The following is a 10,017-nucleotide window of genomic DNA, read 5'->3' as shown; positions in this document are numbered from 1 at the left end:
GGAGAAGGATTCGAACCTTCGAAGGCAGAGCCGTCAGATTTACAGTCTGATCCCTTTGGCCGCTCGGGAACCCCTCCCCAAGTGCGAGGCGCATACTAACAGATCTGTCGCGCTTGTGAACCCCTCTGCCGGGATTTTTAATGCTTAAAGGATCGGGTTGATGGCCGATAAGCAATGAAACCTTCATTTCCAAGATTTATCTCATGCTGCCCAGTGCGATTCGTGACCGCTTGCTCGTGGATGAGGCCCAGTTGGGCCAACGGCTCAACCAGGATCTCCGTGCGGGGGACCGTGCCGACTTCAGGCTGCACCTGGCGCTGCTGACCGATGCGGTGGAAGAACAGCCCTGGTTTGATGCCCCGCCCAAGCCTGCGTCGGGTGAGCTGGATTGGCGCTCCCGTTTCGGTCTGATGCCCCGGGCGTCCCTGCAAGGCGGGGTGGAAGAGATCGATGCCACCAGCCTCAACGAGCGTCTGCAACAGGGTGGGTGCATGACGGATGTGAGACTCTGGCTGGCGCTGCGCTCTCCGCCACTGGTGAGCCGAACGCCCGCGCTGGATCCCGCAGTGTACGACAACCTCTCGGCACTGGGTCGCGAGCGCTGGCAGACCCGCCCTATGGGCGCTGACCCCAGGGAGGAGGCTCCGCTGATGATGCTGCCGCTGCTCGAGGAGCTTGCGCAAGGGGTGGATGCCAGGCTGCGCTGGCTGGGATGACGGCACGGTAGAATGCAAAAAGGCGGGATAACCCGCCTTTTGCTTTATGAGTGGTGAACCTTGTCAGGCGTCTGCTTCGTCCGGTTGGGGCACTTCCTTGCCGGCGGCACGACGGGCGATGGGTTTTTCCGTGTGACGGTTGAGCTGGCGTTCCAGCTTCTGGCCCAGGTCCGTGATGGCAGCATAGAGATCCTCGTGCTCTGCCTGCGCAAACAGTTTGCCGTTGGGAATGCCGATAGTGGCTTCGACGATATACATCAAACGCTCTTTGGAGATGATCACATGGGGTGTGATAAGAGGCACCTGAAGACGCTCGAGCTTTTCAAAACGGGATTCAATGCGCTCGCGGATGGCTGGGGTGATGTCGATGATTTTACTGGTCATTTCGATTTTCATAATGGCCCCCTTCGGGTCGTCTTGCTTGTGTCTTCACCTCCAGATTACCCATGTCGCCAAATCAAAATGTGATCCGCGTCACGAAAAATGCCCTTGGGAATCCCGCTGTCCATAAATTGTGAGCTTTTCCCGTTTCATGCCAAAAACCGCTTGAGCTCAGTGAAACAGGCAGGCAGTATCAGCAAATAGGATCGTTTCTGTCCCCCCTCGGCAGCGCCTTGTGTCGACCCGATGTTTGGTTTTTGCCGCATAGTCTCGAATTTTCTCCACCCACATCGCATCATCGCATCGCAAAATCATTGCCATGCGCCGGTGGAGATATGCGCGCAAACGGATATGCTTTTCTGCAGGAGTCGGGGTGGATAACGTGGTTGTAGTGGTTGGAGTCGTAGATGAAGCAGCAAGCCACCCAGATGATGTGGTTTTATGATCGGCAGCATGGGCAATGGAGCCTGTCTGATCATGTCTCTTGTGAACCCTGGGCAGGGGAGGAAGCCCACCCCTGGGCCACCCAACTTGAGCGGGAAGATGAAGCGGGTTTCGCCGATTTTCTTGCAAGACTCCACGATTCCTGCCAGCCAGGCCAGTTCATCGGTCACCTGCGCGATGAGGACGGTAAGGTACACCACGCGCTCTGGTACGGTCAGTATGTGCCTGCACAGGGGCTCTGTTGTGGCTGGCTTGCCCCCCTCGAAATGATGCATCGCGAGATGGATCGCGCCAACTCCCCCGCAGGCGTGACACCGCCGCTTCCCATGTTGCAGGCCCCCTTGCTGGCTAAGCTGGCGCAGGCGCTCTCCGCCAAGACGGGGCTCGATTTTTGCCAGACCCTGGTCAACGAGCTGGCCCATATCCTGGGAGCCACTGCCGTCTGGCTGACGGAGCGGGTGGGCCTTGACCGACTCAGGGTGCTGGCGAGCCACGGCATCGACGTCAAGGAGTACGCCCTCTGTGACATGCCCTGCCAGCAGCTCTATCGGGGCGCCGCCAGTGCGACCCCCATCAGCGAACCCCTGACCGGGTATCCCGACCTGCCCCCGGGCCAGCACTATTACGCCCAGCCGCTGCTCGATCGCAACGGTCAGATCCTGGGTCATCTCGCCCTGCTGTTCCCGAGCCAGACCCGGACCACGGATCTGGACTCCGTCCTGACCATCTTCTCGGTGCGCATGGTGGCCGAGCTGGAGCGCCTGCAGAGCGATGCCTTGATGCGGCTGTCTGCGGTGGCCTTTGAAACTCACGAAGGGATCATCATCACGGATCCCGAGTTCAAGATCCTGCGGGTCAATTACGCCTTCAGCCAGATCACCGGCTTTGACAACCAGGGGGTGATTGGTCTGCATCTTGGCAACGATCTCTGGTCGGGGCTGGGAGGGCTGGGTTACGAGCTCAACGCCCTGGATCGCTGGCAGGGGGAAACCCTGCGCCTGCACGCCGACGGTCACGCCTATCCCCAGTGGGAGATCGTCACGCCGGTGCAGGATGAGAAGGGGGGGATCAGCCACTATGTCATCTTCTTCGAGGATATTTCCGAGCGCAAGGCGGCGGAGCGCCGCATCCAGGATCTCGCCTTCTATGACGAGCTGACAGGCCTGCCCAATCGTCGTCAGCTGCACGAAACCCTGACCCAGGCGTTCACCGATGCAAATCGCAGTCACCTCATAGGGGCCCTGCTGTTCATCGATCTCGACCACTTCAAGACCATCAATGATTCCCTGGGTCACGCCACCGGCGACTGGCTGCTCAAGGAGGTGGCCAGCCGTCTCAAGCGGCTGGTGCGCCAGGGGGATTGTCTGGCCCGTCTCGGCGGCGACGAGTTCGTGTTGTTGCTGCCAGCGCTTTCCATCAGCCCGCCCCAGGCGGAGATGCAGGCCGACCTTATCGCGGAGCGGCTCATCGGGGAGATCGCCGCCCCCTATGATTTCAGAGGCCAGGTGCTGCACATCGGCGCCAGTGTCGGCATCACCCTCTTCCCCGGTCGGGAGCAGGAGGCGGGGGATCTGCTCAAGCAGGCTGACACCGCCATGTATCAGGCGAAATCGGCGGGCCGCAAGACCCGGCGCTTCTTCGATGCCTCCATGCAGTTGCAGGCCGACCGGCGTCTGCACATTCACAACGAGCTGCGCAGTGCCCTCGACAATGGGGAGCTGACTCTCCACCACCAGCCCCAGCACATGGTGGCGGGGGGGGAGATCATCGGTGTCGAGGCGCTGATCCGCTGGCAACCCCCCGGGCGTGCCCTGGTATCGCCCGCCGAGTTCATCCCCATTGCCGAGGAGACGGATCTCATTGTCGACATCGGCAACTGGGTATTGCACGAAGCCTGTACCCAGTACGTCTCCTGGGAGGAGAGCGGGATCCACGTCCCCCAGCTCTCGGTCAACGTGAGCGCCAAACAGTTCCATGCTCCCGACTTCGTCGATCGCATTCACGACGTGCTGGCGGCCACCGGCATGGATCCCGCCTGCCTCAACCTGGAGATCACCGAGTCGGTGGTGCTGGGTCTTGCGGAAGACACCATCAGCAAGATGGCGGAACTCAAGACCCTGGGCATCAGCTTTGCCATCGACGACTTCGGGGCGGGGTACTCTTCCCTGAGCTACCTCAAGCGGCTGCCGGCCGATGAGCTCAAGATCGACCGCTCTTTCATCCAGGACATACCCAAGGATGGTGACAACATGGCCATCGTCGAGGCCGTGATCGCCATGGCCCGCCACATGGGGTTCAACGTGACGGCGGAGGGGGTGGAGTCCCGCCAGCAGCTGGAGTTTCTGCAGGCACAGGGCTGCCATTTCTTCCAGGGATACCTCGCCTCCAAGCCGCTCCCTGTTACCTACCTTGAACGCTATGTCAGCCGTCAGGTACGCGGTGATCGCCCCGTCTGCACCGATAAAAATAGTGTGGCGTAGCCCCCGTGCTTAGCGGGTAGAATGAAGGTATGTCACCACCGCACTTTGGCGGTGGTTATGCCTTCAAGGGGAGAATGCCATTCGTGAAAGTCGTGCAGGGAATCATCTTGTCTGCGCTCTGGATGCCGGGGCTGTTGGCTCCTGCCTTCGCGCAGACCATGGAGCAGTCTCTCTATCGCCAGGCCCATGAGGCCGTGCGTGCCAATGACCAGGTCAAATTCAGCCAGCTTCGAGCACGCCTGATCCACTATCCGCTGCTGCCCTATCTGGATTACTACCAGCTTGCGTTCCGTCCCGGGGCGGCAGACTACAACGATGTGACCCGCTTCATCCGCCAGCACGGGGACACCCCCCAGTCCAACCGGCTCGAGCGCAGCTATCTCACCTATCTTGCCCAGAGCCAGCAGTGGTCCCAGTTCCTGCGCTTCTATCCGGCCAAGCCAAGCTCCACCGATCTGCTCTGTCAGCACTATCAGGCCCGCTACTACACGGGGCACCAGAGTGAAGCCCTGCAGGAGGCAGGCAAGCTCTGGTTAAGCGGTCAATCCAGGCCTGATGCCTGCGATCCCCTGTTCCAGCTCTGGCAGCAGGCGGGTCTGCGCACCCAGGAGAAGGTCTGGGAGCGCATGAACCTGGCTTTCGAGGCCCAGAACCCCAACCTCATTCGCCACCTCGGGGCCCAGCTCGGCAGCGGCATGAAGGGGTATGGCGATCAGATGATCGCCCTGTATGACCAACCCGTGCGGGCGATGAATCCGGCCAACTTCACGGCGGCGCCACCGTCGCGGCATCTGCTCTCCCTGGGGCTGGCCCGCTACGCCAACCAGGAGCCCGACGCGGTTCTGCGCCAGCTGGGGGAGATGACCCGTCGCTTCGGCCTGAACCATGCCGAGGTGAGTCGGGTGGAGAAGGCGGCCGCCCGCCGCCTGTTACTGGACCGCTCTTCTGACCAGCGCGCCTGGCTGGATACGGCCCCGGTGCGGCTCAAGGATCCGGAGCTGGTGGAGCTGCGGGCCCGTCTTGCCATCTGGGAGCAGGATTGGCGCGGTCTCGAAGGCTGGGTCAAGCGGATGCCCATGGGGCTGCAAAAAGAGGATCGCTGGCGTTACTGGATGGCGCGCTCGCTGGAGAAACAGGGGCGGCAGAAACCGGCGCGGGACCTCTATCTCGAGACTGCGAACCTGCGCGGCTTCTACGGCTTCATGGCGGCCCAGCGCACCGGTGTGCCCTATCGCATGAAGAACCAGAGCGTGGCGCACAAGGTGCCGGACTGGCAAAGTGCCAGCCGCCGCTGGCCCTTCCTGCTGCGGGTGCGTGAACTGCTGGCGATGAACGAGATCACGGCGGCCCGCTCTGAGTGGATCCACAACATGGATCGCAACAGCGTGGCCCAGCGCCTGGAGTTTGGCCACATCGCCCTCAACCAGGGCTGGCACGAGCTGGCGATCCTCTCCAGCATCCGTGCCGAGGCCTGGGATGCGCTGGACCTGCGCTTCCCACTGCCCCTCAAGCGCACCTTCTCCCAGATGGCACAAGAGCGCACCATGAACACCAGTCTGCTCTACGCCATCTCCCGTCAGGAGAGCGCACTCTATCCCCTGGCCCAGTCACCGGTCGGGGCGAGGGGGTTGATGCAGCTGATGCCTGCCACCGCGAAAGAGACGGCCGGCAAGCTTGGGGTGCCCTATCGCAACGAGCAGCAACTGTTCGACCCGGCCATGAACATTCGTCTTGGCAGCGCCTACCTCAAGCGCCTGCTGGATGTGTATGACGGCAACCGGATCCTTGCGGCGGCGGCTTACAATGCGGGTCCTGGCCGGGTCAAGCGCTGGCGCGAGCAGAGCGACAACAAGCCGATGGATGTCTGGGTGGAGAGCATCCCCTATCGGGAGACGCGCAACTATGTCCAGAACGTGCTCTCTTTCGATCTCATCTATCAACACAAGCTGCAGCAGCCTTTGCGTTTTATGTCGGAACGCGAGCTGAATCACGCCTATTGAGTTCGGGGGGCAGTCGTTGTGGCGGCGGCCTCCCATTCTTGCCCCAAAATGGTTATCATCCCTTAAGCTTTGTTACAAAAGGAAACCTGCCAGGTGATCGGGCGCCGCGTCTTGGTCTGTCAGGTTCGATACAATGCCCGATAATCACTGACAGGCTTTTCCAACAAAGGAATCGAGAGTGGCAACGATCAAAGATGTGTCTCAGCTGGCGAATGTCTCCATTTCGACAGTGTCTCGAGTGATCAACAACACGGCGCAGGTGGCGCCCGAGAAGCGCGAGGCTGTCCTCGCGGCCATGAAGGAGCTCAGCTTTCGTCCAAACAGCTTCGCCCAGGCCCTGGTGAGCAAGCGCTCCAACTGTATCGGTGTGCTGGTGGGGGATCTGTGTGGCGGCCCCTTCTTCGCCCAGATGATGCGCGGCATCGAAAGCATGGTCGACAAGGCGAACAAGTTCACCATCGTGGTGTCCGGCAACCACGACGCGACCCGTGAGCGGCACGCCATCCAGGCGCTGCTGCAGCGCCAGTGTGATGCCCTTATCCTTCACAGCAAGGCGCTGCCTGACGAAGAGCTCAGCGAGCTGGCGTCGGGCACGACCCCCATCGTCTTCATCAACCGTCAGGTGCCAGGCTGCGAGGATCGCTGCGTCTGGCTGGACAACCAGGCCGGCATCACCACGGCTTGCCAGCATCTGCTGGACGCGGGACATCGCAAGATTGCCTTCGTCACCTCCGATGACGAGGAGTTTGTGGATGGTCAGCAGCGGATGGCCGGCTATCGCTTCGCCCTGCAACGGGCAGGTATCGAGCTGGATCCTGCCCTCATCGGCCGTGCCTATGCCGACGAAAAAGGTGGCTATGTGGCCATGAGCGAGCTGCTGGCGCGCGGCGTCGAGTTCAGCGCTGTGCTTGGTTTCAACGATGCCATGGTGGCGGGGGCCATCTCCTGTCTGCTGGAGCGGGGTTACAAAATACCCCAGCAGGTCTCTGTGGTCGGTTTTGATGACATCCCCTATGCCCGATACATCTATCCCAAGCTCACCACGGTACGTTACCCCATCGAGGAGATGGGAGAGCGGGCCGCTGAGCTGGCCCTGAGGCTGCTGGATCACAAGCCGGTAGAGGGGCTGGCGCTCAAATTCGAAGCCGAACTGGTACGGCGGGAATCTGTGGCCTGAGTCATGAAGTTGGCCCCGTGCGGGTCGACTTTTTTGCAAAACAGTGAAAGCGCTTTCAGAAATCCTTTTCAACTGTGATCCGCTTCAAAGCTTTTTGACCGCGCTGCCACTAGGATAGGCCCACGAATTAGGAGCGTGCGCTCCCGATTTTCCCGCTGTGGGAGGTAACCGGTTAATCCGGCTATTTCCTTCGTTACTTTCGACGGTCATCATTGGATGGCCGTTTTTTTTTTGTCAGGATCCGGGTATGACGAACGAATTTGAGTATCAGACGGGTATCGTGGGCGCCGGCTGGCTGGGGTTGCCCCTGGCCAGGGCATTGCAAGAGCAGGGGCAATCTATCGCGGTGACGGTCAGTACGGCCGAAAAGGCTGAACGGCTGCGGGGGGAGAGTATTGCCGCCTGGCCACTGTTGCTCACCCCTGACATGGGGTCACTGCCTTTTCGCTGTCATGACCTGGTGATCTGTGTGCCCCCCAGCAAGACCGGTGATTACCCGGCGTCCGTGGCCAGCCTGTGCCGACAGGCGAGGGAGGCGGGTGTTCAGAGGGTTCTTTTTATCAGCGCGACTTCGGTCTGGGGGGCCGGACAGGGGGAGGAGGATACGCCCGCTCCAGCCCATGACAGAGGCTCGCGGATGCGGGCGGCCGAGCTTGCCGTGCTGGAAGGGCATGTTGACTGCGCCATGATCTTGCGCCCGGCCGGACTCTATGGTCCTGACCGTCACCCCGGCCGTTTTCTGGCGGGCAAGACGCTGGCCGGGGGAGGCCAGGCTGTGAACCTGGTGCATCTGGACGACGTGGTAGCCGCCTGTGAGCTGATGCTGGCCCAGGGGCAGGATGGGGATGCCTACAATCTGAGTGCCCCCGTTCACCCGCGCCGGGAGCAGCTCTACCCCTTCGCGAGCCGCTTGCTCGGGCTGGTGCCGCCGCAGTTCGTTGAGCCGGCGGGGGAGTTTGCTCCCATCGAAGGTCAGCGCATCTGCCAGCAGCTTGGTTTCGTCTATCGCTGGCCGGATCCGGCCCACTGGTTTGCGGACGGGGCGGCCTTGAAGGGTTGAACGGGTCGTCGCCATCCGGGCCCCGGAGTCGGTCATCTGGCGTGCAAACCAGATACGGCGCACGCTCCGGGACAATTGAGGTTTGCCAAGGGGGGGATCGCCCCCTATCATGCCGCCATCCATGATAAAGAGAGCGGTAATGATGGAAGAGACCAAGCGCCACCCCGATGGGGAGCTGTTGCTGAGAACCCTGGCAATGCCAGCCGATACCAACCCCAATGGCGATATCTTCGGCGGGTGGATCATGTCCCAGATGGATATAGGTGGGGGCATCATGGCCAAGGAGCTGGCAAAAGGGCGCATCTGTACCGTCTCGGTGGAGGGGATGACCTTCCACAGCCCGGTCAAGGTGGGTGACGTGGTGTGCTGTTACGGTCGCTGCCTCAAGATTGGTCGCAGCTCCATGCGACTCAAGCTGGAGGTCTGGGTCAAGCCGGTATTGCGGGAGAACGAAGCCCAGCGGTACTGCGTGACCGAGGGCGTCTTCACCTATGTGGCCATCGACGATCAGGGCAAATCCCGCCCCGTCCCGGTCTGAGTCTGCTCAGATGAGCCGGGCATTGATGATGGATATTTCCTGCTCAAGCCCGGTTTTTTGCCGTATCATGCGCTCCAGCATCTCTTCCGACCCCACGCACTGCCGGGTGTCGAACAGACAGAGATCACATTGGGGATCCCGCCTGATTTGATAGACGGTGGAAAGCTCCACTTGATGACAGGTTCCCTGTTGATCGTAAAATGTCACGCGGTACTGGTGCTGTCTCGCCATCGTTGAATTCCTTCTGGATGAGTCGGGCCGGACACGAATAATGAGACTAGTCGGCGACCGTGGCCTGTGTGAGGGCCATGTCGTCTTGCAGAGGCAGGTGATTGTTAGCCAATGAAAAATAGTTATCGGATTCTGGGAACGTCCCTGCTGACGTTGGGGCTGGTCGGTTGCTTCGAGGTACCGGATCAAGATCATCTGGTGACTGCGGCAGGTATCATACCTGGCGCAAGCTGTGACAGACCACCTCTGGTGGCGCTCGCCTCCACGGCCTTGCCGAGGGAATTTGGCATCACCGTCTGGAACCTCTACAAGGGACAACGCAAGAACTGGCGGGAAGGGCTGGATGAGTATGCCAAGTCCCAGGATCTGGTGCTGCTGCAAGAGTCGGCGACCCGGCCCGAGATGCTGGACTGGCTGAAGAGAGGCGATTTCCAGTGGCAGCAGTTGCAGGCCTTCACCCAGGGAGGTGTCTCCTTTGGCGTGATGACGGTGGCGAAAACGCCGCAGGCGTTTGTCTGTGGCGTCCGTTCCCCCGAACCCCTGCTGCGCATCCCCAAGTCAGGTCTGGTCAGTCTCTATCCCTTGCAAGGGGATCCTGACGGCGTGCTGGTGGTGAATCTCCATGCGGTCAATTTCGAGCTGGGCATGGCGACCTTTCGCGAGCAGCTCAACGATCTGACTGCGTTGATCCATCGCCACCAGGGGCCGGTCATCCTGGGTGGCGATTTCAACACCTGGAGCGACAAGCGCGCGTTCTGGTTGAACAAGCTGGTGGGCGAGCTTGGCCTGCAGGAGGCCATACCTGTACCTGATCTGCGTCGCACCGCTTTTGGCCGCCCGCTGGATCACCTCTACTATCGCAATCTGGATCTGGTGGAGGTGGGTTCACCGGCTACCGATGCCTCTGATCACAACCCCATTCTGGCGCGCTTTGCGGCCCAGGCCATCACACCCTGAGTCATCCCTCAGGGGAGAGCGGCGTCGCCGCTG

General features: G+C 61.0%; 10 protein-coding genes. 7 read left to right on the top strand and 3 right to left on the bottom strand.

Going from position 1 to position 10,017, the window contains the following annotated elements; genetic code table 11:
* A partial coding sequence (locus PG887_RS02615; RefSeq protein ID WP_257711657.1) for a hypothetical protein occupies positions 1-193 on the bottom strand: 193 nt, incomplete at its 3' end.
* Between the two features lie 10 nt (positions 194-203).
* On the opposite strand from PG887_RS02615, the gene PG887_RS02610 reads away from it, so the two are divergent.
* A complete protein-coding gene (locus PG887_RS02610) occupies positions 204-716 on the top strand; it encodes a VC2046/SO_2500 family protein (protein WP_104455650.1) in 513 nt (170 codons plus the stop codon).
* A 63-nt stretch (positions 717-779) separates the two neighbouring features.
* On the opposite strand, the gene hpf is transcribed toward PG887_RS02610, so the two are convergent.
* The gene (gene hpf, locus PG887_RS02605; RefSeq protein ID WP_010674126.1) at positions 780-1,112 is read right to left on the bottom strand and encodes a ribosome hibernation-promoting factor, HPF/YfiA family; all 333 of its coding nucleotides are present in this window, start codon (positions 1,110-1,112) and stop codon (positions 780-782) included.
* 392 nt (positions 1,113-1,504) lie between these two features.
* Here hpf and PG887_RS02600 point away from each other — a divergent pair, with 392 nt between their 5' ends.
* The 5 genes from PG887_RS02600 to yciA all read left to right on the top strand — a co-directional run bounded on the left by PG887_RS02600 (position 1,505) and on the right by yciA (position 8,796).
* A complete protein-coding gene (locus tag PG887_RS02600) occupies positions 1,505-4,021 on the top strand; it encodes a putative bifunctional diguanylate cyclase/phosphodiesterase (protein WP_270821106.1) in 2,517 nt (838 codons plus the stop codon).
* An 83-nt stretch (positions 4,022-4,104) separates the two neighbouring features.
* Positions 4,105-6,021, top strand: coding sequence for a transglycosylase SLT domain-containing protein (locus PG887_RS02595; RefSeq protein WP_270821108.1), 1,917 nt, complete (start codon positions 4,105-4,107; stop codon positions 6,019-6,021).
* Between the two features lie 178 nt (positions 6,022-6,199).
* On the top strand, positions 6,200-7,198 hold the full coding sequence (locus tag PG887_RS02590) for a LacI family DNA-binding transcriptional regulator (protein ID WP_039038828.1): 999 nt from the start codon (positions 6,200-6,202) through the stop codon (positions 7,196-7,198).
* 247 nt (positions 7,199-7,445) lie between these two features.
* Positions 7,446-8,258, top strand: a complete 813-nt coding sequence (locus PG887_RS02585) for an NAD-dependent epimerase/dehydratase family protein (RefSeq protein WP_270821105.1) — start codon at positions 7,446-7,448, stop codon at positions 8,256-8,258.
* Positions 8,259-8,397: 139 nt separating this feature from the next.
* Positions 8,398-8,796, top strand: a complete 399-nt coding sequence (gene yciA, locus PG887_RS02580; protein ID WP_029314261.1) for an acyl-CoA thioester hydrolase YciA — start codon at positions 8,398-8,400, stop codon at positions 8,794-8,796.
* A gap of 6 nt (positions 8,797-8,802) precedes the next feature.
* Here yciA and PG887_RS02575 read toward each other — a convergent pair whose 3' ends face one another.
* A complete protein-coding gene (locus PG887_RS02575) occupies positions 8,803-9,027 on the bottom strand; it encodes a hypothetical protein (RefSeq protein ID WP_010674132.1) in 225 nt (74 codons plus the stop codon).
* A gap of 111 nt (positions 9,028-9,138) precedes the next feature.
* On the opposite strand from PG887_RS02575, the gene PG887_RS02570 reads away from it, so the two are divergent.
* Complete coding sequence (locus PG887_RS02570) at positions 9,139-9,984, top strand: endonuclease/exonuclease/phosphatase family protein (RefSeq protein ID WP_201935866.1); 846 nt, start codon at positions 9,139-9,141, stop codon at positions 9,982-9,984.
* The last annotated feature ends 33 nt before the right edge of the window (positions 9,985-10,017 follow it).

It is taken from the genome of Aeromonas sp. QDB14, assembly GCF_027707845.1.
Taxonomy (GTDB): domain Bacteria; phylum Pseudomonadota; class Gammaproteobacteria; order Enterobacterales; family Aeromonadaceae; genus Aeromonas; species Aeromonas caviae.
Note: the sequence above shows the minus strand (reverse complement) of the source record. Positions and strands in the feature narration are given on the sequence as shown.